The organism is Mesobacterium hydrothermale, assembly GCF_035818635.1.
Taxonomy (GTDB): domain Bacteria; phylum Pseudomonadota; class Alphaproteobacteria; order Rhodobacterales; family Rhodobacteraceae; genus Mesobacterium_A; species Mesobacterium_A hydrothermale.
Map to the genome: position 1 here is coordinate 78784 of NZ_JAYLLH010000011.1, position 25497 is coordinate 104280.

29 protein-coding genes are annotated in these 25497 nt (G+C 62.7%); 19 read left to right on the forward strand and 10 right to left on the reverse strand.

All coding sequences use genetic code 11. From position 1 onward, the window contains the following. Positions 1 to 32 precede the first annotated feature (32 nt). From VK792_RS09975 to mutT, 3 genes are read left to right on the forward strand one after another with little or no spacing between them, the layout of a single operon-like run. Complete coding sequence (locus tag VK792_RS09975) at positions 33 to 1007, forward strand: foldase protein PrsA (RefSeq protein WP_326297331.1); 975 nt, start codon at positions 33 to 35, stop codon at positions 1005 to 1007. Continuing rightward, positions 1008 to 2237, forward strand: coding sequence for a bifunctional glutamate N-acetyltransferase/amino-acid acetyltransferase ArgJ (gene argJ / locus VK792_RS09980; RefSeq protein ID WP_326297332.1), 1230 nt, complete (start codon positions 1008 to 1010; stop codon positions 2235 to 2237). Then, positions 2234 to 2641: an 8-oxo-dGTP diphosphatase MutT gene (gene mutT / locus VK792_RS09985; RefSeq protein WP_326297333.1), complete on the forward strand. Its 408-nt coding sequence runs from the start codon at positions 2234 to 2236 to the stop codon at positions 2639 to 2641. The genes argJ and mutT overlap by 4 nt, the downstream gene beginning before the upstream one ends. 371 nt (positions 2642 to 3012) lie before the next feature. Here the strand turns inward: mutT and infB are convergent, their stop codons facing one another. The 8 genes from infB to VK792_RS10025 form a co-directional block, all read right to left on the reverse strand. Continuing rightward, positions 3013 to 5523 (reverse strand): translation initiation factor IF-2, encoded by a 2511-nt coding sequence (gene infB / locus VK792_RS09990; RefSeq protein WP_326297334.1) that lies wholly within the window; start codon positions 5521 to 5523, stop codon positions 3013 to 3015. A gap of 8 nt (positions 5524 to 5531) precedes the next feature. Beyond that, positions 5532 to 6167, reverse strand: a complete 636-nt coding sequence (locus VK792_RS09995) for an RNA-binding protein (RefSeq protein WP_326297335.1) — start codon at positions 6165 to 6167, stop codon at positions 5532 to 5534. A 28-nt stretch (positions 6168 to 6195) separates the two neighbouring features. Continuing rightward, positions 6196 to 7803: a transcription termination factor NusA gene (nusA, locus tag VK792_RS10000; protein WP_326297336.1), complete on the reverse strand. Its 1608-nt coding sequence runs from the start codon at positions 7801 to 7803 to the stop codon at positions 6196 to 6198. Positions 7804 to 7808: 5 nt separating this feature from the next. Next, a complete protein-coding gene (gene rimP, locus VK792_RS10005; protein ID WP_326297337.1) occupies positions 7809 to 8375 on the reverse strand; it encodes a ribosome maturation factor RimP in 567 nt (188 codons plus the stop codon). A 209-nt stretch (positions 8376 to 8584) separates the two neighbouring features. After that, on the reverse strand, positions 8585 to 9490 hold the full coding sequence (locus VK792_RS10010) for a LysR family transcriptional regulator (RefSeq protein ID WP_326297338.1): 906 nt from the start codon (positions 9488 to 9490) through the stop codon (positions 8585 to 8587). 122 nt (positions 9491 to 9612) lie between these two features. Further along, the gene (locus tag VK792_RS10015; RefSeq protein WP_326297339.1) at positions 9613 to 10575 is read right to left on the reverse strand and encodes a PLP-dependent cysteine synthase family protein; all 963 of its coding nucleotides are present in this window, start codon (positions 10573 to 10575) and stop codon (positions 9613 to 9615) included. Positions 10576 to 10645: 70 nt separating this feature from the next. Further along, the gene (locus VK792_RS10020) at positions 10646 to 11317 is read right to left on the reverse strand and encodes a flagellar hook capping FlgD N-terminal domain-containing protein (protein ID WP_326297340.1); all 672 of its coding nucleotides are present in this window, start codon (positions 11315 to 11317) and stop codon (positions 10646 to 10648) included. After that, positions 11314 to 11784, reverse strand: coding sequence for a flagellar hook-length control protein FliK (locus tag VK792_RS10025; protein ID WP_326297341.1), 471 nt, complete (start codon positions 11782 to 11784; stop codon positions 11314 to 11316). Before VK792_RS10025 ends, VK792_RS10020 begins: the two co-directional genes overlap by 4 nt. A 2184-nt stretch (positions 11785 to 13968) precedes the next feature. Here VK792_RS10025 and VK792_RS10030 point away from each other — a divergent pair. The 6 genes from VK792_RS10030 (at position 13969) to VK792_RS10055 (ending at position 17707) form a co-directional block, all read left to right on the forward strand. Beyond that, the gene (locus VK792_RS10030) at positions 13969 to 14268 is read left to right on the forward strand and encodes a hypothetical protein (RefSeq protein ID WP_326297342.1); all 300 of its coding nucleotides are present in this window, start codon (positions 13969 to 13971) and stop codon (positions 14266 to 14268) included. Continuing rightward, complete coding sequence (locus tag VK792_RS10035; RefSeq protein WP_326297343.1) at positions 14255 to 14554, forward strand: hypothetical protein; 300 nt, start codon at positions 14255 to 14257, stop codon at positions 14552 to 14554. The genes VK792_RS10030 and VK792_RS10035 overlap by 14 nt, the downstream gene beginning before the upstream one ends. 183 nt (positions 14555 to 14737) lie before the next feature. Beyond that, positions 14738 to 16042, forward strand: a complete 1305-nt coding sequence (locus VK792_RS10040) for a flagellin (protein ID WP_326297344.1) — start codon at positions 14738 to 14740, stop codon at positions 16040 to 16042. A 68-nt stretch (positions 16043 to 16110) separates the two neighbouring features. Further along, the gene (gene flaF / locus VK792_RS10045; RefSeq protein WP_326297345.1) at positions 16111 to 16497 is read left to right on the forward strand and encodes a flagellar biosynthesis regulator FlaF; all 387 of its coding nucleotides are present in this window, start codon (positions 16111 to 16113) and stop codon (positions 16495 to 16497) included. Continuing rightward, positions 16494 to 16898, forward strand: coding sequence for a flagellar biosynthesis repressor FlbT (flbT, locus tag VK792_RS10050; protein ID WP_326297346.1), 405 nt, complete (start codon positions 16494 to 16496; stop codon positions 16896 to 16898). Before flaF ends, flbT begins: the two co-directional genes overlap by 4 nt. After that, a complete protein-coding gene (locus VK792_RS10055) occupies positions 16895 to 17707 on the forward strand; it encodes a DUF1217 domain-containing protein (RefSeq protein ID WP_326297347.1) in 813 nt (270 codons plus the stop codon). The genes flbT and VK792_RS10055 overlap by 4 nt, the downstream gene beginning before the upstream one ends. 2 nt (positions 17708 to 17709) lie before the next feature. Here the strand turns inward: VK792_RS10055 and VK792_RS10060 are convergent, their stop codons facing one another. Continuing rightward, the gene (locus VK792_RS10060; protein ID WP_326297348.1) at positions 17710 to 19071 is read right to left on the reverse strand and encodes a FliI/YscN family ATPase; all 1362 of its coding nucleotides are present in this window, start codon (positions 19069 to 19071) and stop codon (positions 17710 to 17712) included. Between the two features lie 85 nt (positions 19072 to 19156). On the opposite strand from VK792_RS10060, the gene VK792_RS10065 reads away from it, so the two are divergent. From VK792_RS10065 to VK792_RS10105, 9 genes are read left to right on the forward strand one after another with little or no spacing between them, the layout of a single operon-like run. Beyond that, positions 19157 to 19546, forward strand: coding sequence for a FlgB family protein (locus VK792_RS10065; protein ID WP_326297349.1), 390 nt, complete (start codon positions 19157 to 19159; stop codon positions 19544 to 19546). Between the two features lie 14 nt (positions 19547 to 19560). After that, on the forward strand, positions 19561 to 19947 hold the full coding sequence (gene flgC, locus VK792_RS10070; protein WP_326297350.1) for a flagellar basal body rod protein FlgC: 387 nt from the start codon (positions 19561 to 19563) through the stop codon (positions 19945 to 19947). A 23-nt stretch (positions 19948 to 19970) separates the two neighbouring features. After that, positions 19971 to 20261: a flagellar hook-basal body complex protein FliE gene (gene fliE / locus VK792_RS10075; protein ID WP_326297351.1), complete on the forward strand. Its 291-nt coding sequence runs from the start codon at positions 19971 to 19973 to the stop codon at positions 20259 to 20261. A gap of 5 nt (positions 20262 to 20266) precedes the next feature. Further along, the gene (locus VK792_RS10080) at positions 20267 to 20536 is read left to right on the forward strand and encodes a flagellar biosynthetic protein FliQ (protein WP_326297352.1); all 270 of its coding nucleotides are present in this window, start codon (positions 20267 to 20269) and stop codon (positions 20534 to 20536) included. A 1-nt stretch (position 20537) separates the two neighbouring features. Further along, on the forward strand, positions 20538 to 21251 hold the full coding sequence (locus VK792_RS10085) for a flagellar hook-basal body complex protein (RefSeq protein WP_326297353.1): 714 nt from the start codon (positions 20538 to 20540) through the stop codon (positions 21249 to 21251). Between the two features lie 9 nt (positions 21252 to 21260). Then, complete coding sequence (gene flgG, locus VK792_RS10090) at positions 21261 to 22046, forward strand: flagellar basal-body rod protein FlgG (protein ID WP_326297354.1); 786 nt, start codon at positions 21261 to 21263, stop codon at positions 22044 to 22046. Beyond that, positions 22046 to 22468: a flagellar basal body P-ring formation chaperone FlgA gene (gene flgA / locus VK792_RS10095; protein ID WP_326297355.1), complete on the forward strand. Its 423-nt coding sequence runs from the start codon at positions 22046 to 22048 to the stop codon at positions 22466 to 22468. Before flgG ends, flgA begins: the two co-directional genes overlap by 1 nt. Continuing rightward, a complete protein-coding gene (flgH, locus tag VK792_RS10100; protein WP_326297356.1) occupies positions 22465 to 23199 on the forward strand; it encodes a flagellar basal body L-ring protein FlgH in 735 nt (244 codons plus the stop codon). The genes flgA and flgH overlap by 4 nt, the downstream gene beginning before the upstream one ends. A gap of 11 nt (positions 23200 to 23210) precedes the next feature. After that, a complete protein-coding gene (locus VK792_RS10105; RefSeq protein ID WP_326297357.1) occupies positions 23211 to 23738 on the forward strand; it encodes a flagellar basal body-associated FliL family protein in 528 nt (175 codons plus the stop codon). Between the two features lie 15 nt (positions 23739 to 23753). Here the strand turns inward: VK792_RS10105 and ald are convergent, their stop codons facing one another. Next, positions 23754 to 24872, reverse strand: coding sequence for an alanine dehydrogenase (gene ald, locus VK792_RS10110; RefSeq protein ID WP_326297358.1), 1119 nt, complete (start codon positions 24870 to 24872; stop codon positions 23754 to 23756). Positions 24873 to 25004: 132 nt separating this feature from the next. On the opposite strand from ald, the gene VK792_RS10115 reads away from it, so the two are divergent. Then, positions 25005 to 25469, forward strand: coding sequence for an Lrp/AsnC family transcriptional regulator (locus tag VK792_RS10115; protein WP_326297359.1), 465 nt, complete (start codon positions 25005 to 25007; stop codon positions 25467 to 25469). Positions 25470 to 25497: the final 28 nt, after the last annotated feature.

A 25497-nucleotide genomic window follows, 5' to 3' on the forward strand; every position in this document is an offset into this window, starting at 1 on the left:
TCCCGTCTGACGTTTTCTTGCGTGCCTTGCGCTTGCCCGGCTCGCGCGCAACCCATATGAAGCAGGAAACGACCGACCGTTCGGCATCTGGCGATGTAAGGGGCGGTCAGAGCAGTGTCAACGCCGCCCATGGGCGCGGCCGTCAGGAAGGACCCCTCATGTTGAAATCCGTCACCCGTTTGTCCGTTTTCGCGCTTGCCATGGCGTTTGCTTTGCCCGTTTCGGCACAGGACACACCCAGCTCGGACACGGTGATCGTGAGCGTTAACGGAACCGACATCACGCTTGGCCACATGATTCTGATGCGCAACAGCCTTCCAGAGCAATACCAGCGCCTGTCGGACGACGTATTGTGGGATGCGATCCTGGATCAGCTGATCGGCCAAACCTTGTTGAGCATGGATGACGCCGCAGTGGAAACCAAGCGCGTGAAGCTGTCGCTGGAAAACGAACAGCGTGCCCTTCTTGCGGCCGAAGCGGCAGCCAGCGTGGCCGAGGCCGCGGTCAGTGATGATACATTGCAGGCAGCCTACGACGCCAAATATGCCAATGCGGACCTGGGGCTTGAATACAACGCCTCGCACATCCTTGTGGACTCCGAGGAAGAGGCGCAGGCGATCGCGGATGAAGTGAACGCGGGTGCCGATTTCGCCGCTGTTGCCCGGGAAAAGTCAACGGGCCCATCCGGCCCGAACGGTGGTGCGCTGGGATGGTTCGCAGCCGGCATGATGGTCGAGCCGTTCCAGGCTGCGGTCGAGAAACTGGAGGTGGGCCAGGTGTCCGCACCGGTCAAGACACAGTTCGGCTGGCACGTGATCAAGCTGAACGAGACTCGTCAAAAAGCCGCGCCGGCCCTGGACAGCGTCCGGGCAGAGCTGGCCGATGAATTGCAACGTGCCGCGTTGACCGAAAAACTGGACATGCTGAAATCCGGTGCCACGATCGTGAACGGTGCCGAAGGCATCGACAAGGCGCAACTGCGCAATCTAGACCTGTTGGAGGATTGATTGGCCAAGAACCTGACCCGGTCGCCTTTGGCGCCAGCCGAGTTTCCGGCATTGCCGGTAATCGAAGGTGTGACCTTCGCCGCGGCCGCTGCGGGTGTGAAATACGCCGGCCGAACGGATGTGATGATGGCGATGCTGGCGCCGGGCAGCACCGTGGCTGGTGTCTTTACACGGTCCGCCACGCGATCGGCCAACGTGCTGGACTGCCAGGCCAAGATCGGCGGCGACAGCGATGCTGGCGCGGCTATTGTCGTCAACTCGGGCAACTCGAACGCGTTTACCGGCAAGGCCGGGGATGGCTCTGTCGCCGCGATCTGCAATGCTGTAGCGATGGCAACGGGCCTGCCCGCAGCGCGGGTCTTTAGCAGCTCTACGGGCGTGATCGGTGAACCGCTCCCGCATGACCGGATCATCGCCAAGATCGAAGAACTGATGGGCGCGCAAGACGAAACCGCGCTTGGCGCCGCGGCCAAGGCGATCATGACCACCGACACCTTTCCCAAGGGGGCGACCCGGTCGGTCGAGATCGGCGGCAAGCCGGTGCAGATCGCGGGCATTGCGAAGGGTTCGGGCATGATCGCGCCGGATATGGCGACGATGTTGGTCTACATCTTCACCGATGCCAAGGTGGCGCGCGCCGACCTGCAGGCGCTGGTCAGCCGGATCAATGACTGGACGTTCAACTGCATCACCGTGGACAGCGACACCTCGACCTCGGATACCCTGCTGATGGGGGCGACCGGTGCCTCTGGCGTCATGGTGACCGCCGACAACGCCGAGTTCGAGGCGGCCCTGTTCGACGTCATGCTGGACCTGGCGCACCAGGTCGTGCGCGATGGCGAGGGCGCGACGAAGTTCGTCACCGTCACCGTCACTGGCGCGCTGACCGATGCCGATGCCCGCACGCATGCGCTCGCCATCGCCAATTCACCGCTGGTCAAGACGGCCATCGCGGGCGAAGATCCGAATTGGGGCCGTATCGTCATGGCGGTGGGGAAATCCGGCGCTGCGGCGGACCGGGACAAGCTGTCGATTCGCTTCGGTGACATTCTGGTTGCCGAAAACGGCTGGGTTGCCAGCACCTATCGGGAAGAGCTTGGCGCGGCCCACATGAAACAGCCCGAGATCACGATTTCCGTTGATCTGGGCATTGGTCTGGGTGCGGCGACCGTCTGGACCTGCGACCTGACACACGGCTACATCTCGATCAACGCGGACTATCGCTCTTGACCGAGAAAAAGATCGTTCTGGTCTCTGCCGTCGCGTTGATCGACGTCGACGGCAGAGTGCTTCTGGCGCAGCGGCCAGAAGGAAAGTCCATGGCCGGTCTGTGGGAATTCCCGGGCGGAAAAGTCGAGCCCGGGGAAACCCCCGAAGCGGCGCTGATCCGTGAATTGCAGGAGGAACTGGGCATCGACACCTGGTCCAGTTGCCTGGCCCCTCTGACCTTTGCCAGCCATTCTTACGACAGCTTTCACCTGCTGATGCCGTTGTTCGCTTGCCGCAAGTGGGATGGCATCCCCCAGTCGCGCGAAGGGCAGGCACTGAAATGGGTGCGGGCGCGGGATCTGAGCGACTATCCGATGCCCGCCGCAGATGTGCCGCTCATCCCGATTCTGCGCGATTGGCTCTGATCTGACCTGGTGGATTTGCGTCAAGTGCTGCGGTGCGGCATTGTTTCAAAACACCCCATTTGCCCATAATTTGCGCAATAATATTGCGTAGGTGTGGCGTTTTGAACTGGTTCAGGAAACAGATTTTCGATATATACATAAAACGTTCACTTGTTGGGGAGGAACAAAATGCTGAAAACTATCATTCTGGGCAGCTGTGTTTCCGCCCAGGGTATCCTTGAAAAGACGCTCCCGGATGGTCGGATGATTGTCCGGATTGGCAACCGCCTGTTCACCGGAACACCAGTGTCTAACTGATCCGAACGGGGGAAAGAAAAAAGGCGGGGTGATTGGTGTCACCCCGCCTTTTTCTATGGTTTCGTACGGTTCGATCAGTCGAGTGTACGTTCGACCTCTTCGCGCTCGAAGATTTCGATGACATCTGCGGGGCGGATATCGTCGTAGTTCTCAAACGCCATGCCGCATTCCTGACCCGACTGCACTTCGGCCACTTCGTCCTTGAAGCGCTTCAGCGTTTTCAGCGTGCCTTCGTGGATCACGACGTTATCGCGCAGCAGGCGCACACCGGCGGACCGGCGGGCGACACCTTCGGTGACCAGACAGCCCGCGACCTTGCCGACACCAGAGACCTTGAAGACCTCTTTGATCTGAGCATAGCCGATGAACTTTTCGCGAATCTCGTTCGAGAGCAGACCAGAGGCCGCTTTCTTCACATCATCCACGAGGTCGTAGATCACGCTGTAATAGCGGATTTCCACACCTTTCTGGTTGGCCGCGTTACGGGCCGGGGCGTTTGCGCGGACGTTGAAGCCGATCACCGGGCAACCCGACGCTTCGGCCAGGCCAATGTCGGTCTCGGTGATGGCACCCACGCCATAGTGAATCACACGCACACGCACTTCGTCGTTGCCGATTTTCTCCATCGCTTGAACGATGGCTTCGGCAGAACCCTGCACGTCCGCCTTCACGACGATCGGAAGCTCCGAAACGCTTTCGTCGTCCTTGGCCTTCTGCATCAGCTGTTCGAGCGTGGTTGCGGCACCGGCAGCGGCGCGCTTTTCCTTGGCGACGCCGGCGCGGTATTCCGCAATCTCGCGGGCCTGCGCTTCGGTCTCGGTGACGTTCAGAACGTCGCCGGCCTCGGGGGTGCCATTCAGACCAAGAACCTCAACAGGAACCGACGGCCCTGCCTCTTTCACGCGGTCGCCCTTGTCGTTGATCAGCGCACGGACCTTGCCGTACTGCTCTCCGACGACGAAGATATCCCCCTGATGCAGCGTCCCAGTCTGGATCAGAACGGTGGCCACGGGGCCACGGCCGACGTCAAGCTGTGCCTCGATCACCGCGCCTTGTGCGGCCCGATCAGGGTTGGCCTTCAGTTCCAGGATTTCCGCTTGCAGCGCAATGGCTTCCAGCAGGTCATCGAGACCTTGGCCGGTATGCGCGGACACTTCCACATCCTGCACTTCACCCGACATCGCTTCGACCACGACCTCGTGGTTCAGCAATTCGGTGCGCACCTTGGTCGGGTTCGCTGCCGGCTTGTCGATCTTGTTGATCGCGACGATCATCGGCACACCTGCCGCCTTGGCGTGGTTGATGGCCTCGACCGTCTGCGGCATGACGCTGTCATCCGCTGCAACCACCAGAACGACAATGTCCGTCACCTGTGCACCGCGCGACCGCATCGACGTAAACGCCGCGTGGCCAGGGGTGTCGAGGAACGTCAGCACCGCACCATCCTTCGTCGTCACCTGATAGGCGCCGATGTGCTGGGTGATGCCGCCGGCTTCGCCGCTGGTCACGCTTGTGTTGCGGATTGCATCCAGAAGCGAGGTCTTTCCGTGGTCGACGTGGCCCATGATCGTGATGACCGGCGGGCGCGATTGCAGGTCTTCGGGCTTGTCCTCGATATCCTGAATAACGTCTTCGACGTCCGCATCGGACACACGGGTCACCCGGTGGCCGAATTCCTCGATGATGAGTTCCGCGGTATCGGCGTCGATGGTCTGGTTTTGGGTCGCCATGATGCCGTTTTGCATCAGCGACTTGACCACGTCCGCAACGCGCTCTGCCATCCGGTTGGCCAGTTCACCAACAGTGATCGCTTCGGGCAGTTGAACGTCGCGCACCACCTTTTCGCGGGATTGCGGCTGACCCATTGCCTTCTGACGCGCGCGCTCTTGCTTGCGCTTCATCGCGGCCATGGATTTCTGACGGCCCCCTTCGCCCGAAAGCGCCTGGTTCAGCGTCAGCTTGCCTGCGCGGCGACTGCCATCGTCCCGGGCCTTGGCCGAGCGACCGCGTTCTTCACGTTCCCGTTCCGATTTGCGCGGAGTCTGCTGCGGGGCCGGGCCACGGGCAGGTGTTGCGGCGCGGTCCTGAGGGGCAGCGGCGGCAGCGGGGGCCGCAGCAGCGGCCGGCTTGGCCTTGGCTTCGGCGGCGCGCTTGGCGGCCTCTTCGGCTTCGCGCTTCTGGCGGGCTTCTTCCTCGGCCTTGGCCTTGGCGCGTTCTTCGGCCTCGCGTTGTTCGCGCTCTTTTTGTTCCTTCTCGGCGCGCAGGCGATCACGCTCTTCGGCACGGGCCTTTTCGTCGGCTTCACGCTGTGCGGCCTCTTCGACCTCACGCAGTTTTGCTGCCTGAAGCGCCTTCAGGCGGCGTTCCATTTCGGCATCGGAAATGCCGGCAGGGCGCTTGGCCGAAGCCTGCGTCTGCGGTCCGCTGCCGGGTTTGCCCGCGTTGGGCTTCGGCACGACCACGCGCTTGCGCTTGGTTTCCACCACGACATTCTTGGTACGTCCATGGCTGAAGCTTTGCTTCACGTTCCCGGAATGGGAACCGCCGCGCAGGCCCAAAGTCTTTTTGCCGTCGTTATCGCTCATAAAGCTACTTATCCTTTCCGGCGGCCCCTGCCGCCGTCCTTTGCATCGTCGCTTACGATGCGCACGCCCTTCAGTCGTCGGGCCTCGTCTACAACACGTTGCGCGAGTCCGCCAGCGCGAAGCGCAGCGTGTATCACAGTTTCTCGTCCAAAGGCCATACCCAGTTCGTCGGCTGTCAGCCAGCCGATGTAGCTGCCGAATTGCGGGGTGCTGAGTTTCGTTTTTCCGCGTCCCGAACCGTCCGAGGCCTGAAGCAGGATTTCTGCCTCGTCCTTCATCAGCCAGTCCTTGACCTTTTCATAGCCCGCGATCGCGTCGCCCGATTTGCGGGCGAGGCTGATAAGGTCAACAACCCGGCGTGCCAGCTGGTTTTCGACCTCGGCGCGCAGGTTTTCGGGCACCTGTACAGGCTGACGCGCGGCGCGGGCGAAAAGGCCCTTGCCCGCCGCCTTGTCGAGGGCAGCGCCGTCAGCGCTGACCCAGATGCCCCGACCGGGCAGGCGGCCCAGGATATCGGGCACAATCTGCGCATCGGGGCCGACGACAAATCGGATCAGGCCAGCGGCGGGCTGTGCCTCGCCGGTGGCGATGCATTTGCGCTCCGGTCCATCGTCGAGTGTCTTGGCTTTACCGCCGCGTGTCATTCAAGCCCCCAAGGCTGCGCCTGGCCGATTACTCGGCCTGCGCTTCGGTTTCGTCTTCGTCTTCCTCGGCGTCCAGCTCGGTCGGGTCGACCCAGCCCAGCAGGACGCGGGCGGTCATGACCATGTGCTGTGCCTCTTCAAGGCTGACCTCGAAGGGCTCCAGCAGACCATCGTCCTTGACGCGTTCGCCATTGACGCTGGTCCAGCCGCCGGCCAGTTCCCAGTCCGCGCAGGTGGCGAAATCTTCCAGCGTCAGCACGCCGTCCTTGGCCAGTGCCTCGACCATCTGGGGCGACAGGCCTTCGAAGTCGATAAGGCTGTCCTGGGCACCCAGTTCACGGGCGTTTTCCAGGGCCTTGCGGGCCTGTTCTTCCAGGAATTCGCGGGCGCGGGTCTGAAGCTCTTCTGCGGTGCCTTCATCGACACCGTCGATCACCAGCAGTTCGTCCAGTTCGACATAGGCAACTTCTTCGAGGTTCGTGAACCCTTCCGAGACCAGCAGCTGAGCAAAGAATTCATCCACGTCCAGCGTTTCCATGAACAGCTTTGTGCGCTCTTCGAATTCCGCCTGGCGACGCTTTGATTCTTCTTCCTCGGTCATGATGTCGATGTCGAGACCCGTCAGCTGGCTGGCCAGACGCACGTTCTGACCGCGGCGGCCGATGGCCAGCGACAGCTGTTCGTCGGGCACGACGACCTCGATCCGTTCGGCGTCCTCGTCCAGCACCACCTTGGACACTTCGGCCGGCTGCAGCGCGTTCACAAGGAAGGTGGGCAGGTCTTCGGACCACGGGATGATGTCGATCTTTTCGCCCTGCAGTTCGTTCACCACAGCCTGCACGCGGCTGCCGCGCATACCGACGCAGGCGCCGACCGGGTCGATCGAACCATCGTAGGAAATCACGGCGATCTTGGCGCGCGAACCGGGGTCGCGGGCGACGGCCTTGATCTCGATGATGCCGTCATAGATTTCCGGCACTTCCATCTTGAACAGTTCGGCCATGAATTCCGGCGCGGTGCGCGACAGGAAGATCTGCGGGCCACGCACTTCGCGGCGCACATCCTTGATGTAGCAGCGGATCCGGTCGTTTGGGCGATAGCTTTCGCGGCCAATCTTCTCGTTCCGGCGCAGGGTGGCTTCGCCGCCGCCCACGTCCACAACCACGTTGCCGAATTCCTCGCGCTTGACGACGCCGTTGATGATGGTGCCGACGCGGTCCTTGAATTCTTCGTACTGGCGGTCACGCTCGGCTTCGCGGACCTTCTGCAGGATCACCTGCTTGGCCGACTGCGCCGCGATCCGGCCCAGTTCCACCGGCGGGACCTCTTCCACGAAAGTGTCGCCGATCTGGGGGTCGGACAGATACTGCTTGGCGGTCTCGACCGTCATTTCAGCCTGGTAGTTTTCCAGCTCGTCATCGGCCACGACAGTGCGGACGCGGGTGAAGGTCGCCTTGCCGGTGCGGCGGTCGATCTTCACGCGGATGTCCATTTCCGAGCCGTAGCGGGACTTGGCGGCACGGGCCAGCGACTCTTCCATCGCTTCGACCACCAGGCCAGGGTCGATCATCTTTTCCCGGGCAACGGCTTCGGCGGTCTGCAAAAGCTCAAGCTGGTTGGCAGAGGTGATTGCCATCTTACTTACTCCTCCTCAGGGCCATCGGCCGTGATGTCATCGAATTTGGTTTCGTCCAGTTCAGCGGCCTTGCGGGCACGCAGCATGTCGCGGATCAGTTCGTCGGTTAGGACCAGCTTGGCATCGGACAGCCAATCAAAGTTCAGGCCGATCGTGCCTTCCTCGATGTTGATGAGCACGTCGTCGCCTTCAACCCCGGCCAAGATACCCCGGAAGCGTTTGCGGCCGTCGATCATATCGGTGGTTTCGATCTTGGCTTCGTAACCTTCGAAGGTCTCAAAATCCTTCAGCCGGGTCAGGGGGCGGTCAATGCCGGGGCTGGACACTTCCAGCGTATAGGCATCGAGGATCGGGTCTTCAACATCCAGCACCGCGCTGACGGCGGTGGAAATCTCGGCGCAGTCATCGACCTCGATCCCGCCTTCGGGGCGTTCGGCCATGATCTGCAAGGTGGCGGTCTTGCCGCTCATCAACCGGATGCGGACCAGTTCGAACCCCATGTCTTCGATCACGGGGCCCACGATCTCGGCCAGGCGGCGATCTATGGCGGCTTTGGCGATCATGTTTGTCATGCGGATATTCGTCTTTCAGACACAAAAAAACGGGCGCGCGGCCCGTCATGATTTCCGGTGGAGCGTTCAGAGCTAACCAAACACGCCGCTGTTGAAGGCGCGTATACGCGGCTTGCCCCGAGTCTGCAAGGGTTTTGCGCGCGGCAAAGAAAAACCCCGGTCGAAACCGGGGTCGAGGTGCCTTGGGTCAGGCGAGGGAAAGTCGGATATTACCAGTCGGTCGGGCCTTTTTCCGCGAAGGCGTGGACCAGAAAATCAATGAAGGCGCGGACCTTGGGGTGCGTGAACCGACCCGGCGGATAGACGGCATAGATGCCCTGAGTTTCGATCGGAAGTTCCGGGATCGCGTCCACGACGAGCCCTTGCCGCATCGCATCCGAATATAGATAGGACGGAAGATACGCGATACCAAGACCGGCGATGCAGGCGTTCAGCAGCGATTGACCGTCGTTGACAGACAACCAGCCGGCGGTGCGCACCTGTCGTTTTTCACCTGACGGAGCGGTCACTTTCCAGACATTGCCGCTGGATTGGTTGGAATAGTGCAGAAGCTTGTGTTCGTTAAGGTCGTCGATCCGCTCGGGCCGGCCGAATTTTTCGAAATAGCCGGGCGCGGCAATCATCCGCTTGGTGGTCTCGGTCAGCTTGCGGGCCCGGAGCGTGCTGTCTTCCAGCTCGCCGATGCGGATCGCCATGTCGAACCCTTCCGAGATCAGCTCCACGTAGCGGTTGTTCAACACCATGTTGACGGTGATATCGGGGAAATCTGCAAGGAATTCGCCCAGTACCGGGCTCAGGTGATTGACACCGAAATCGGTCGCCACACTGATCCGCAACAGGCCCGAAGGGGCCGATTGCATCGAGGTGACCAGCGCGTCGGCTTCACCAGCGTCGTTCAGCACGCGGCGGGCGCGGTCATAGTAGGCAAGGCCGATCTCGGTTGGGCTGACGCGGCGCGTGGTCCGGTTCAACAGCCGTGCACCAAGCCGGGCTTCCAACGACGACACGTGTTTCGACACGGCCGATTTCGAGATGCCCATTTTCTTGGCCGCGTCGGTGAACCCACCTTGGTCCACAACCGTCGCGAAGGCTTCCATTTCCGTTAAACGGTCCATCACTAACCCTCAACAGTTCGTTTTGTTAGCGTCTGGTATCGCGGTCAATTCAGGCAGTTTCGGGGCGCTGCCCGGACAATACAGGGGTATTTGCAGGCAGTGTCTTGGGCGCAGAAACAGCGTTAGCCCTGCGGCCACAGGTCGGTGGACAGGTATTTCAGCCCGCTGTCACACAGCACGATCCCGATGGTGCCGTGCTGTTCCGTCTCGCGCAGAAGCTCCAGCGCGGCGGCAAGGTTTGCCCCCGCGGAAAAGCCGGCAAACAGCCCTTCGGTCCGCGCCAGGTGCCGCGCCGCGTGCCGCGCGGCGTCACCGGTGACCCGCAGATAGCCGTCGATCGGGGCCCCGTGCAATTGTGTCAGGTCAGCCATGGCATAGCCGCCGCCTTGGATCGGGTGTGCCGGGGTTTCGACCGGCTTTCCCGACAGGACCTCGGCCCCGGCCGGTTCGACAACATAGCCGCGCAGGTTCGGATTGGCGGCTTTCAGCGCCCGGATCGTTCCGCCGTAGCTGCCCCCCGATCCGACGAAATCGACAAAGGCCGTCAGCGTGCCATCGCTGTCGCGCCACAGTTCAGGCCCGGTGCCGGTTTCATGGGCGAAACGGTTGCCGGGGTGGTTGAACTGGTCTGCGCGAAACGCTCCGCGTTCCGTGACAAGGCGCTGCGCCTCGTCTTCGACCAAGGCCAGGTCGATGCCTGAAACTTCGCCAGGTACAGAGCCTTCGGCTTGCGGCACCAGCACCACCTCGGCCCCGAGCGCTGACATCATCCGCGCCCGTTCGATGGAATTGCCACGCGACATGACGGCGACAAACGGATGCCCACGGATCGCACAGACAATCGCCAGCCCGGTGCCCATGTTGCCCGAGGTCAGTTCAACCACGGTTTGTCCCAGCTTCAGATCTCCGCTGTCTTTGGCAGCATCCAGGATCCCCAGCGCGGCACGGTCCTTCTTTGAAAATCCGGGGTTCAGGTAGTCCAGCTTGGCAAGGATGCGCCCAGAGACCCCTGCCTGTGCGGTCAGGCGATCCAGCCAGACCGACGGTGTATTGCCGATTACGTCCAGAACCGAAGAACAGGCCATCCGCTTTCCCTTTCCCCACCTTTGGCGGCAAAGCTGGGCGAGATCGGCGCGAAGGTCCAGTCCTGACGCGTTATTGCGGCAAGCGAATGCCCTGTACCGCGTTGGCGTTGACTGCGATGCCCCCATCCAGAACCAGTTCGGTCGATGCCCCGTCACGGCGCACCTCTGTCACCGTGGCATAGTTCAGCGCGGGACGTGTACCGAGCGTGTCTGCGCCGACAAAGCTCTCAACCTCGAACTGGTAGGTGCCATAGGGCAGGCTGCGCCCATCGCCATCCACGCCAGCCCAGCTCAGTTCGGTTTCATCCGGATCGAAATCGAAGGACTGCACCAGGCTGCCATCCGCGTCACGCACGATCAGAACCGCGCGATCGGCACTGACGGGCGGATCGGCGCGCAAGTCGAGCGGCGTTCCGGCAAAGCGCGCCGGGGCATCCGACAGCGCCTGCATCCCGATCAGCGCGGCTGCCTCGCTGACCGGGGCGGCGGTCAGGCTGCTGGTCAGGTCGTGCAACAACTGGTTGGTCAGCACTTGCTGTTCCAACGCTGAAAAAGTTGCGAGCTGGGTCGAAAATTCACTGGCGTCAGCGGGGTTGAGCGGATCCTGATTGGTCATCTGCACCGTCAGCATCTTCAGGAAGGTTTCGAAGTCAGACGTCAGCGTCGTGGTCTTTTTCGCCGGGTTCTGGATCTGCCCATTGGCGGCGGTGGCGGTGGTGGTGGTTTCGATGGCGTTTGTCATAGTCTCAGGTCCATTCCACTGGTCGGCGCGTTGCGGCGTTGCGGCGTTTCCGGGGGGGGCATGTCTAACAGATCGGCCCCGTCTTGCGGCGCCACCTGCGGCATGGGGTGTCGACGGTCCTGCGCCGGTCCGCCCTGCCCGCCAGAGATATCGACGGCCACCCGGTCATATCCAAGCCGGGTCATTTCATCGACCAGCGGGGCGACATTGCGGCGGATCAAGTCGGCCGTGTCCGCCCTGTCGGCGTGGATCACAAGGCGGAGGGACCCGTCGTCGCTGTGCAGCCGTATCGACACCTGCCCAAGTTCCTCTGGGGCCAGCCGCACTGTCACGCCGCCGTCGCCCTGTGCAATTACAACGGCCAGTTGGCGGTGCACCGGGGGCAGTGTGGTGGACGGTGCCACAGATGTCGCGGCGCGCGGCGCCGCTGTATCCGATGGCAATGCGGTTTCGGTGATGCGGGCCACAGGCGGCTCTGTGGCAGGTTCGTGGGCCTTTGCTTTCTGCGACGGGTTGTCCTGGCCTTGAAACGGGGCAGATGGCGCTTCGGCAATCGGATTGGCGTTGCTCGGCGCAGGGCGTTCTGTCAGTAGCGCAGCGTGTTCTGGCCGTAGGTGTGGGCTGTCCTGGGTGCGCGCACCGATCGGGGTGACGAGCGGCGCAGGTACGGCGGGTGGCGTATGTCCTGCAGGGGGTGGCGCGGAATTGTCTGACGCACTGACACTGCTGGACGACGGACCGGGGGGCACTGTTGCGGTCACGAACGCGTGTTTCGACGCCAGTGCGTCATTGGGACTTGTGTCGCTTTGGGGTGGGGGACTTATCGGGGCCCGAACCTGCGCGCGCGCGTGGGCAGGCCCAGTCGCAGCCAAAGGCGCGGCTCGACGTGCAGGCGTGTCATGCGAAGCCGGCGCTTCACCAAAGGTACCTCGGTCGGGTCGCGGCGTATCTTGCGTCACCGGATACCGCAAGTCGCCATGCGGGACATTGGTGGCAAAGCCTGTTCGCACCGCGGTTTGCGCAACGGGTTGAGAGCCGGAGCGCATTTCGGCCTGAGCGGTCGTTCTCGTGGTCTCCGACGTTTCCACTGGGGCCTCGGGGGTGTCGGTTCGGGCTTTGGATGGGGGCGTGGTTCCCACCGGCCCGATCTGTGCGTTCTGAACGTTTTCAACCTGCCGGGACCCAACGGGTCCGGGTGATTGAACAGGCTTGGGCGTGGCCAGAGTTTGTACGGCCGGTACTGGCCCTGGTTCAGGTATCGTTTTCGTGGCCGGCAGCCTCGACGCCGTGTCGTTCCGGGGCTTGGTAAATCGGGGGGCTGCGACGATTTGGTGTTCGGTCGGGGCACTCAGGTCGGGTTCACGGGCGAAGACGGGCTGTTGCGGCGACGGCTGAAGGTCCGGGCCCGTGACCGGAGAGGCGCGAACCAGGCTGCGATCCGGAGAGAGGGTCGGTGTCGGATCTTTTGTCAGTGCATGCTTCGCGTCCTGTTGCGGCAACGATGGAATGGGCGCAAGGCCGGACTTCTCAGGTGCGGAAAAACCCCCGGCACGATGACGCGACGAGCGGGGTTCTGTCAGAATTTCGGTTGCGTCAGTCCTGGGCGTTTCGTCGGCTCGGCGGTGATCGGACGGAATGGTTGTTCCGGTTTGAAACGCGGTCTGGTACGCCGATGGCGCATCACCGAAAGGGGGCGGAGAGGTTGCTATCGGTTGCGCTGAGATCGGGCTGATGGCGGTTGTGCGGGTTTGAAGCCGTGGCCCGTTGAAAAGGTCCGCATTCGGGACATTCGAACGTGCAGCGCCTTTCGGCGTGTTCACGAGTCTTGCCTCTGTTGTAGTTCCCTGCTCCATTGCCTGAGGTTTTTCGCGCATCGGGGCGTCTGGTGCTTGCTGGCCCGCCACCGGGGCCGTTGGACGGGCTGTGGTCGGTGCGTGAGGCGCCCCCGTTTTAAAAGCAGTGAGCGGCGGCGTTGGCCCGGGAAGACCGCCTGACAGGCCGCCGGGTACAGCGTTGAGCGGCCGCGTCGGATGGATTCGTTCGCGGCCGTTTCCAACCCTGTGCGGCACCTGGGGGACCGGGTGAAGCGTCTGCTTGGACAGCCGTTGTTTCGGTTCGGCTGGGGCCAGGCTTTCTTGGTGACTTGCGTTTGCGGGCGCATGCACCGCGTTTTGTGCGTCAATCGGGTCCGGTGTTGAGGGGCGAGGGAATATGTCCGTCTTGCCGGTGGCAGATGAGATTTGGGCGCTTTCCAGATGCGAATCGTCAACCGCTGCAGGGTCCACAGTGTCGACAAGCGCTTCATCGGGACATGCCGGGGCGTCTGCATTTTCCGATGCGTCAACAACCGCCGCATCATCCCCGTCCGGCTGCGAAGTCGCGGTTTCGATGCCGTCTGGCGCATCCTGTTGCACCATCGGCGCGCCTTCCGGCGCCTGAACTGCCGGCGCGGCAGCGGTATAGTTTTGCAGAAAATCCAGCGCAGTCTTTTCGTCCGCAAACGCCCCGACGCCTGTTCCTTTCGGCAGGGGGGCCGATCTGCCTGCAATCGCAGAAGGAAACTGTGTGGAAAACTGCAGGTTTAAATAATTCATAACCGCCCCGCTCTATCCGTTGTCCACCGTGGATAGAGCAGGAGCGGTTAACGAACGATGAGCGAGACAACGGTACAGCCGATCAAAGCGGCACAGATCTTCCGGCCCAACGGCACGGTTGGTTTTCAGGGCGACGACGATGCCCGCGCGCAATTTATGCTGCGCGTTGGGTTCACTCAGTTCTTTTTGCAGGCGATGGGTGTTGAAAAGGCACTTGGGCAGGCGCCGGGTCAGACCGGGCCGTCCGAATTTGCGTCATTCCTGACGATGGAACTGGCGCAGCGGATGGCTGCGGATGAAAACGGCATTGCGTCGCACATCGTTGGCACGTGGGGGCAAGGCGATGCCCGGACGTGACAGCTTGGCCGATCTGTCGCGCCGCATGCGCGTCGCGCGCAGCGCGATCCTGGCGGGGCAACCGGAACGCCCGTCGTTCATCGTCGACGCTGCGGACTTTGCGCATGGCCCCCCCGCAACACGCGTTCGCATCGAGGCAGCGCTTCAAGACTGCCGTGCCCTGTCGGACGTGCTTGCCGGGTTGCTGCAGGGCTATATCCAGGGGCGGCGGCGCACGGTTGTGGGCGAGACTGGTTATGGCGGACCTGCATCGTTGGAACAGTCCCTTGTGAACAAACGTATTTGAAACAGTTTGGCCGCAAACCGCCGGATGCGATTCACGATTTGTTTGCGGTCCGGCTGTTAGCACCGACCTGCATCCACGGATGGCGCAACTCCCTGATCCAGGGGCGCATGGACAGAATGTCTTGGACAACACCAACGCGTGAATGAAGCCGCCGGAAATCCCGGCCTACGAAGGAGCAAAACCTTGTCCAGTATTCTTACCAACAACGGCGCCATGGTGGCGCTGCAAACCCTGAAGTCGATCAACTACGACCTGGCCGATACACAAAAGCAGATCTCGACCGGCAAATCCGTGGCCAATGCCAAGGACAATTCCGCGATCTGGGCGATCTCAAAGGTCATGGAAAGCGATGTCCAGGGATTCAAGGGCATCTCGGACAGCCTTGCGCTGGGCCAGTCGACAGTTGCGGTTGCCCGGCAGGGTGCGGAAACCGTGACCGACCTGTTGACCCAGGTGAAAGGCAAGATCGTCGCCGCACAGGAAGAAAACGTTGACCGCGAAAAGATCCAGACCGATATCGCGGCGCTGCGCGACCAGATCTCGGCGGTTGTCGGCGCGGCGCAATTCAACGGGCTAAACCTGCTCAGCAATACCGACACCACCGCCGGGACGGGGTCGATCAATGTTCTGGCCTCGCTGGATCGGTCCGACACCGGGGTGACAGCGTCGGATATCAGTGTGCGCAAGAAAGACCTGAGCACCGACGCCGGCTCGATCGACGGCACTGGCGGGACTTTCACGGCCAGTGTCGACAGCGTGACGCTGAACAACGCAACCCTGTCCGACACGATCGACCTTGGCACGACGAACTCGGGTCTGGCCGCCGGTACGGCCTATGTTCTGAACGTGTTCGGGACCGACGCCGACGACTCGACCTTCACGCAGGCGGATTACCGCACCACCGCCGCTGCCGCCGCAACCCAGGCAGAAGCCGCAGCAAGCGAGATTCGTTACATTGTGCGCGATGGTGACACCGCAAATGACGTGGCCAAGGGTCTGGCGGACGCCTATTCCACCTATGCGTCGGCAAACGGGTTGGACACGGACACGCTGAACGTCACCGCGTCGGGGGACACGCTGACCATCGCATCGACAGTGACCACGGCGACCGACACCTTGGCCGTCAGTGTGTCAAGCGTGGTTTCGTCGGCGAACGTCGTGGCCGGTGGGCTGGAAGCGCTGGCGGACATCGACGTGTCGACCCAAAGCGGGGTCGACGAGGCGCTGACCAATATCGAGGGTCTGATCCAGACCGCCATCGATTCCAGCGCCTCTTTCGGTTCGGTGCAGGGCCGGATCGAAACTCAGTCGAAATTCATCACGTCGCTGACGGATTCGCTGCGCTCGGGCATCGGCACGCTGGTCGATGCGGACATGGAAGAGGCCTCTGCCCGGTTGCAGGCGTTGCAGGTTCAGCAGCAGTTGGGTGTCCAGGCGCTGTCGATTGCCAACCAGGCGCCGCAGTCGCTTCTGTCGCTCTTCCGTTGATCCACACAGCCGGGGCGGTTCGCCGCCTCGGTTTCCCGCCTGACTGAGATTGGAATGCCGCTGTGACATTGGCCGCCCAAACGCAACCGACGCATGGATACTACCAGACCCGTGACAACGTGCTGGCCACGCGATCCGCGAAATCGCTGGAATACGAAATCATCTCTCGCATCACCTATCGCCTGGGGCAGGCGGCGCGGATCAAGAAAACCGACTATCCCGGATTGGTCGCGGCTCTGCATGAAAACCGGCGCCTTTGGACGGTGTTGGCCGCCGACCTGATGGATCCTGACAACATGCTGCCCGACGACCTGCGGGCGCGGCTGCTCTACCTGGCAGAGTTCGTTTCGGTACACACCGGCAAGGTTCTGTCGAACTCTGCCAAGGTCAAACCGCTGGTCGATGTCAACCTGGCCGTCCTGCGTGGCCTGAAGCAACCGGAGGAAACATCGTGACCGGACTGGTGTTGAAACTGGCCCCAAAAGAGCGCGTGCTGATCAACGGGGCGGTGATCGAAAACGGTGACCGGCGGTCGCGCATCTGCATCATGACGCCCAATGCCAATGTCCTGCGCCTGAAAGACGCGATTCATCCCGATGACGCGGTCACGCCCGTCCGTCGTCTGTGCTACACTGTGCAACTGGTTCTGACCGGGGACCGATCCTCGGATCAGGCCAAGCCGGGCGCCATCCTGAGGATGGAAGAATTGAGCCGGGTCTTTACCGATCCCGACAGCCGGGATTTGCTGCGCCGCGCATCGCAGGCGCTGATCGAGGACAACTTTTATGCTTGCCTGAAATCCTTGCGCGCGTTGCTCCCGCGTGAGGAACGCCTGCTGGCGGTGGCCGCAAGATGAGCTTTCAGCCGCTGATCCTGGGCACCGGTCTTTCAGCCTGGATCGGCTTGCAGACTGGCCTGGAACGTCAGTGGGGGCTGTTCGCGGCGCGCCCCGATCTTGCCCGCGATGCCGACCGATTCCAGGAACGTATTGCCGGTCTCACCTCGCCCGAGGCTCTGGTCGCTGACCGGACGGCGCTGAAAGTGGCGCTGGGTGCCTATGATCTGGGCCAGGATATCGACAGCCGGTTCTTCATTCGCCGGATACTGGAAGGCGGCAGCACCGATGCCTCGGCGCTGGCCAACCGGCTGCAGGACAGTCGATACAAGGAGCTGGCGCGTGGCTTCGGACAGGACAGGTTTGATCTTGGCCTGACACGGAACGCGGCTTTCGTGGCCCGGACGATCGACAAATACACCCAGGTCGCGTTCGAGCAGGCGGTGGGCGAACAGGATGCAGACTTGCGGCTTTCCCTGGGCTTCAAGCGGCTGATGCCCGAAATTGCTGCCAGCACCGCATCGAACGATGCCGCCTGGTTCAAGGTCATGGCCAATCCGCCGCTGCGCAAGGTCTGGGAAACCGTATTCGGTCTGCCCCAGCAGTTCGGCCAGATCGACCTCGACAAACAGTTGGAGGTCTTCAAGACCAAGGCCGAAAGCGGTTTTGGTACCGATCGGATCGCGGAACTGGCGACCGGCGACACCAGCGAACAGATCGTGCGGCGCTTCTTGCTGAGATCGCAGGTCAATGCCGGCGCGGCCTTGGACTCGCGACAGGTCGCGCTGACCTTGATGAGCCAGATTCAAGTCCCCGATCTGCTGCCCTAAATTCAGGCGGCACCTTCTCTGGTCGGGGTGTGTGGAACCTGCGCCCCGGCGCGACGCAGCAGCAGGGCCAGCCGCTGAAACGCACCGTCGGGTGAGGCCGCATTCCCGGATTTCAGAAAATCCTCCACGGCTGGCCAGATATTCAAGGCCTGATCAACCAGTGGATCGGACCCTTTGCGATACAGCCCCGCACGGATCATGGCTTCGGCACCCTCATGGGCGCCGATCAGGCTCCGCAGTGTCACGATCAACGCGTTCTCTGAAGGGCTGGCGGCATCGGGCAGGCTGCGCGACACCGATTTCAGCACGTTGATCGCGGGATAGCGTCCGCGCTCGGCAATCTGTCGATCCAGCACCACGTGCCCGTCCAGCACACCGCGCAGGATATCCGCAATCGGCTCTTCCATGTCCGAACCTGCGACCAGCACGCTGAAAACGGCAGTGATGTCCCCGTCGCTGCCCGCCCCTGGCCCGGCCCGTTCGCACAGGGCGTTTATTTCGTGGACCACCGACGGGGGAAAGCCGCGCAGCGCCGGGATTTCGCCCGAGGCAAGCGCGACTTCCCGGTGCGCCTCGGCAAAGCGGGTGACGGAGTCGACCAGCAACAGAACATGCTGCCCGGTTGCGCGGAAATGTTCCGCCACGGCCATGGCGGACCAAAGGCAGCGCCGTCGTTCGAGCGGGGACCGGTCAGACGTCGCGGTTACCACGACGCTGCGCGCCATCCCGTCCGGGCCAAGTGCGGATTCGACGAATTCGCGCAATTCGCGCCCGCGTTCGCCGACCAGCGCGACGACCACGACATCGGCTTGCATATGCCGCGCCAGATGCGCCAGCAGCCGCGATTTTCCGACGCCCGATCCCGCGAAAAGGCCGATCCGCTGGCCGCGCACGATCGGCAAGACCGTGTCGAGGATATTCAACCCCGACCGCAACCGGTCCCCCATGCGTCGCCGGGTGACCGCCGAAGGCGGCTGTTGACGCAGATCGACCGGCGCGCTTCCGCCAATCAGCGGCTTGTCGTCCAGTGCACGTCCATAGGGGTCGATCACCCGGCCGATCCAGGCCTTGGACGGACGGAGATGCGCGGGCCCCAGAAGGGCGACCCGATCCCTGACCGACACCCCTTCAAGCCCCGTGTCCAGCATCACGGCAACGCGGTCGTTCTGGATGCGGATCACCTCGCCCTCGCTGTTCCGGCCATGGCGGGCGTAAAGCCGGACGCGGTCACCAATGGCCGCCGCGCGCACGAGGCCGGTGACCCAGACCGTGTTGCCTTCGATACCGGCCACACGGCCCACGGCATGCACCGCGCTCAGTTCTCCCAGCCCGGCGCCCAGGCTTGCAAACAGGGTCTTGTCCATCGCGCGCTCCCTTCAGGTTTCGAAAACCGTTTCTAAAGGAATCACGGTTAAGCCTTGATTGAAGCCAATCGAGGGAGAAGCCCCGATGTTCCAAACACTCTCGCTGTTCAAGACAGCGCAATCCATGGCGCAGCATGCCGGCCAACGGCAGGCACTGATCGCCCAGAACATGGCGAATGCGGACACGCCGGGCTACGTCGCGCGCGATCTGCCGGATTTTGCCACGCTCGTCAGCCGCCGGGCGCGTGAAACGTTCGGCTTGCGCGCCACCCGTCCGGGTCACTTGGGCGGAGCCGGCGGCGAAACGTTGGTGGAGGCGCGCGCACGGCGGGGCCCTGCCGATCCCAATGGCAACAACGTGTCGCTGGAGGAAGAGATGCTGCATTCGGTCGAAGCGCGGCGTCAGCATGATCGTGCGCTCGCGATCTATCGCTCTGGCCTCAATATCCTGCGCAGCAGCATTGGCCGAAGCTAGGGAAGGCGCGAAAAATGTCAGAATTCACGAATGCCCTCGGGGTGTCCACAAGCGCGCTGCGGATGCAATCCAAACGCCTGCGGCTTATTTCCGAAAACGTCGCCAACCTTGATACGCCGGGATATCACCGCAAGCTGGCCCCGGTACGCGCGGATCGCGACGCTGGTAGGGGTCAGGTGATGCTGGGCGATGTGACGCTCGACCGGTCGGAACTGGAACGCATATATGACCCTTCGCACCCGCTGGCCGATGCTTCGGGCCACTTCGAGGGCTCCAATGTCGACCTGGTGATCGAGATCGCCGACGCTCGCGAAGCACAGCGCAGCTACGAGGCAAACCTGAAGATTTTTGACCAGACCCGGCAGATGTCATCCGCGCTGATGGACTTGCTGCGTCGATAACTCCAACTCGGAAGGAGACCAGAATGGACGTCCGATCCTTGTTTGCCGCGCAGAAATACGCGGCGACCCGAACCGCAACCGCCGCAGGTCCGGCACAGCCCGACATCGGTCGCGCGGTGTCCGATGTCGCAAGCAGTTTCGAACAGACGCTGCGGCAGGCCGAAGTAACAGCGCAAAAGGCGATGATCGGTGATGCCGATCCGCATGCGCTGGTACATGCGCTGGCGCAGTCGGAACTCGCCGTCGAGGCGGCGGTCACCGTGCGCAACAAGGTGGTCGAGGCCTACCAGGAAATCCTGCGGATGCCGGTCTGACCGCCATGATGAGCGAAGCGTTGTTTTTCGACACCCTGCGACAGGGTCTGTCGGTCAGTGTCGTGACGGCGCTGCCGATCCTCGCTGTCGCGTTGGTGATGGGGATCGCGGTCGGTCTGTTCCAGGCGCTGACCTCGATCCAGGAAATGACGCTGACCTTCGTGCCCAAGTTGATCGCCATCGTCGTCACGTTCTGGATGTCGATGAGCTTCATGACACAGACGCTGGTCAGCTTTTTCCAGGACCAGCTGATCCCCATCATTGCCGGAGGCTGAGATGGAAACCGCAGGCTACACCACCCTGACCCGGCAATCCGGGCTGATGCGCGAAATGCGCGTGATCGCGAACAATATCGCCAACAGCGCCACCACCGGTTACCGGCAGGAAGGGCTTTTGTTTTCAGAATTTGTCGTTAGATCGGGCCGGGATGACAGCGTGTCGATGGCGGCCGCGCGGATCCACAACACCTCGCTCCGACAAGGGGCGCTTGAACGCACCGGCGCGCCGTTCGACATGGCGATCGAGGGCGATGGTTATTTCCTTGTCGAAACGCCGCTGGGCCAGCGTCTGACCCGCGCGGGGGCGTTTTCCACCGATGCCAACGGCGACCTGGTCACGCCTGAAGGCTATCGCGTGCTGGATGCCGGCGGGGCGCCGATCTTCATCCCGCCCGACGCGCAGGATTTCGCCATGGCGCGCGATGGCACGCTCAGCGCCGGGGACCGCCTGCTGGGACAGGTGGGCGTGGTGCACCCCGTCGCGCCCGAGGACTTGCAGCGCGAGGACGGCGTGATGTTCCGGGCCGACGCCGGGTTCGACCCGATCCCGGACCCGACGGTGCTTCAGGGATTCCTCGAAAGCTCGAATGTCGATGCCGTGGGCCAGATGGCCCGCATGATCGAGGTGCAGCGTGCCTATGAACTGGGCCAAAGCTTTCTCGATTCCGAAAACGAACGCGTCCGCAGCGCGCTCGACACCTTTATAAAATAGGAGCAAGCCATGCGCGCCCTTGCCATTGCCGCCACCGGAATGAGCGCCCAGCAAATGCGGGTCGAAGTGATTTCCAACAACCTGTCGAACATGAGCACGACGGGGTACAATCCGCGCCGCGCCGAATTTGCAGACCTGCATTATCAACAGTTTGCCCGTGCCGGCGCGGTCAGCGCGGCGGATGGAACGGTGCTTCCGACCGGTATTCAACTGGGCCTTGGTGTGCGTCCTTCGGCGATAAGCGTCGAACTGGGGCAGGGGGCGCTGTCGGCCACGAATGGCGATCTGGACGTCGCCATCGAAGGGGCGGGTTACCTCGAAATAACCTTGCCGTCGGGGCAGTCCGCTTTCACCCGCGATGGGGCGCTCAAACGCAATGCCGATGGGCTGATCGTGACCGCCGATGGCATGCCCGTGGTCCCGGAAATCACCATCCCCGCCGACGCCCGCAGCATTTCGATCAATGCCGATGGTGAAGTCTATGCCTATTTCCGCGACGGGGTGGAAGGGGAGCTGATAGGACAGTTCACGCTGGCCGGGTTCACCAACCCCAAGGGGTTGGAGGCGCTGGGCAGCAATCTTTTTGTCGAAACCGAAGCGTCTGGTCCGGCGCTTGTGTCTTCACCGGGGCTGGATGGGTTGGGGACGCTGCGGCAGGGGTATCTTGAGGACAGTTCGGTGGATGCCGTCCGTGAAATCACCGAACTGATCGAGGCGCAGCGCGGATACGAGCTGAACGCAAAGGTCATCACCGCGGTTGACCAGATGCTGTCGGCGACGACGCAGGTGCGCTGATGTTGCGCGCGGTTCCAACGCTCATCGCGCTTTCGCTGGTGCCGGCCGTGGCATGGGCCGATACCGTGATTGCCACCCGCACCATCCGCCCCGAGGAGGTTCTGACCAACGCCGATGTGCGCCTGTCGTCCGGTGCGTCCGCCGGGGTCTATTCCACGCTGGACGAGGTCATCGGGCAAGAGGCGCGCGTTGTGCTTTATGCCGGTCGCGACATCCGTCGTGGCGACCTGCGGCCACCCGCCCTGGTTGCGCGCAATGCCGTGGTCAGCCTGATCTACCGCCAGGGTGGGCTGGAGATTCTGGCCGAAGGTCGGTCGCTGGCAAGGGGCAGCGTCGGAGACACCATTTCGGTCCTCAACACCGCGTCGCGCAGCAAGGTCCTGGGTGTCGTACAACCAGATGGGCGGGTTTTGGTGCAATGAAACGAACAGGATTGACGTATCTTTTTGCCTGCGCGCTGCTCATATCTGCCTGCGGACGCAGCGATCACCTGGGAAAGGCGCCCACCTTTTCCGAACCCGAAAACACCCGCGAACACAATGCGATGATCTATGCGCCGCTGCCGTTTCTGCCTGCCACGGTGCAGCCGTCCGACAGCGCCTCGCTCTGGAGCCGGGATCGCGCGTCGCTCCTGGGGGACCGGCGGGCGATGAAGCGCGGCGATATCCTGACCGTGGTGATCGAGATCGACGAGAAGGCCGAGATCTCCAATGCCACCGCGCGGTCGCGCAATGCCACGCAGGACATGCAGGTGCCGCAGCTTTTCGGCGTTCCGCAACGGATCGACACGGGCATTTCCGACGGGGCGTCGATGGCCGATGCGGTGGATGTCAGCGGCGGACTGCAAAGCTCTGGCGACGGCTCTGTCCGGCGCAAGGAAAAGCTGACCCTGCGCGTTGCCGCCACCATCATCGACGTTCTGCCCAACGGCGTCCTGTCGATCGAGGGCAGCCAGGAGGTGCGGGTGAATTTCGAACTGCGCGAATTGCTGGTTACGGGCTTCGTCCGGCCAGAGGACGTGTCGCGCCAGAACCAGATCACCTATGACAAGATCGCCTCGGCCCGGATTTCCTATGGCGGGCGCGGCCAGATCACCGATGTGCAGCAACCACGCTATGGCCAGCAGGTGCTGGACATGGTTCTGCCGTTCTGAGAGGGCCCGCGATGCGTTTCCTGATCCCCGTTATCCTGACTCTGATCGGCGTGGGCGCCGGTCTGGGCGCCGGGCTGTTCCTGCGTCCCGATCCCGCCCAGGAAAATGCGGCGCAAGGAGACACGTCCCACGATGCGACAGCTGGCGAGCCTGTCGCCTGCGTCCCGGTCGAAGGTCACGCGCCGCTGCCCCCGATCGATGCGGCGGACCTGGCTGACCGGGAATATGTGAAGATGAACAATCAGTTCGTCATCCCGGTGATCACCGAAACCCGGGTCGCGTCGCTGGTGGTGCTCTCGATCACGCTGGAAGCCAAGGCCGGCAGTTCCGAGTTGGTCTATCAACGTGAACCGAAGTTGCGCGACCTGTTCCTGCAAACGCTGTTCGACCAGGCCAGTCTTGGCCGGTTCAGCGGCGATTTCGCCAACGCTGCAAATCTTGCCCCTTTGCGCGATGAATTGCGGACGGTCGCGCGGCGGGTGCTGGGCGATGCGGTCAGCGATGTGCTGATCACGGACATGTCCCGCCAGGATGCCTGACGGGACTGCCGGGGTTCAGCCCTTGACGATCAACTGGGGCGAGGTCACGTCGATCCCCAGTGCCTTGCCCACGGCGTAGTAGGTCAGCTTGCCCGCGTGGGTGTTCAGCCCGTTCAGCAGGTGCGGATCGTCGGCGCAGGCCTGTTTCCAGCCCTTGTCCGCAAGCGCCAGCATGAAGGGCATGGTGGCGTTCCCCAGCGCGATGGTCGAGGTGCGGGCCACCGCGCCAGGCATGTTGGCGACGCAGTAATGCATGATGCCATCGACCTCATAAACCGGGTCCTGGTGCGTCGTCGCGCGCGAAGTCTCAAAACAGCCACCCTGGTCGATTGCGACATCGACGATTGCCGCGCCGTGTTTCATCGTCGACAGCTGTGCGCGGCTGACCAGCTTGGGTGCCGCGGCCCCCGGGATCAGCACCGCGCCGATCACCATGTCGGCCTCGGCCACCAGTTCGGCGGTGCTTCCGGCGCTGGCATAGCGGGTCTTGAACACCCCGCCGAACACGTCATCGAGATAGCGCATCCGCGGCAGAGAGCGGTCCAGCACGGTCACATCCGCGCCCATGCCCGCCGCGACGCGCGCCGCGTGGGTGCCGACGACGCCGCCACCGATCACGGCCACCTTCGCCGGGCCGACACCGGGCACGCCGCCCAGCAGAACGCCGCGCCCGCCATTGGCCTTTTGCAGGGTCCAGGCCCCCATCTGCGGGGCGAGTTTACCCGCCACTTCCGACATCGGCGCGAGCAGCGGCAGACCGCCCCGGTCGTCCGTCACGGTTTCATAGGCGATCGCGGTACAGCCGCTTGCCAGCAGGTCGTGGGTCTGGTCCGGGTCGGGCGCAAGGTGCAGGTAGGTGAACAGCAGGTGATAGTCGCGCAGCATCTTGCGTTCCACGGCCTGCGGTTCCTTGACCTTCACGATCATCTCGGCCTCGGCAAAGACCTGTTCGGCGGTCTCGGCGATCCGGGCACCGGCCGCGACATAGTCATCGTCGGTAAAGCCGGCGCCAAGGCCTGCGCCTTTCTGAACGATCACCTCGTGACCGTGGGCGACGGCCTCCATCGCTGCCTGCGGCGTCAGGCCGACACGGAATTCCTGTGGTTTGATCTCGGTCGGGCATCCGATTTTCATTGGGTTTCTCCTTCTCCCCTTCTGGGTCAAAGGTGTCATGGCGGTATTGCAATTTCTGGGTGGAAATGATCCGCTTGCCACAAGAATTTTCGCAGAAAATTCGAAGAACCGCAGCAGGAGAGGAAGAAACCTGTGCATCCCAGCCTTGATGAAACGGATCGCCGTATTCTGCGCGCGCTTCAGAAACGTGGGCGGATGTCGAATGCCGAACTGGCGGAAACGGTGAATCTGTCGGCGTCTGCCTGTCACCGCCGGGTGCAGCGGCTGGAGGCAGAGGGGTTCATCAAGGACTATGTCGCCCTGCTGAACGCCCGCAAGCTGGGGATGCCGACCACCGTCTTCGTCGAAATCAAGCTGAGTGCGCAGGCTGACGAGGTGCTGGACGCCTTTGAAAAGGCCGTGGCGCGGGTGCCGGATGTGCTGGAATGCCACCTGATGGCAGGCACGGCGGACTACATCCTCAAGGTCGTGGCCGAAGATACCGAGGACTTTGCCCGCATACACCGTCAGTACCTGACGCGCCTGCCCGGCGTGGCGCAGATGCAGTCGTCCTTCGCGCTGCGGACGGTGTTCAAGACCACCGCCCTGCCGGTTTGAATGGGGCTGGTTCCCGTAACGTCAATTT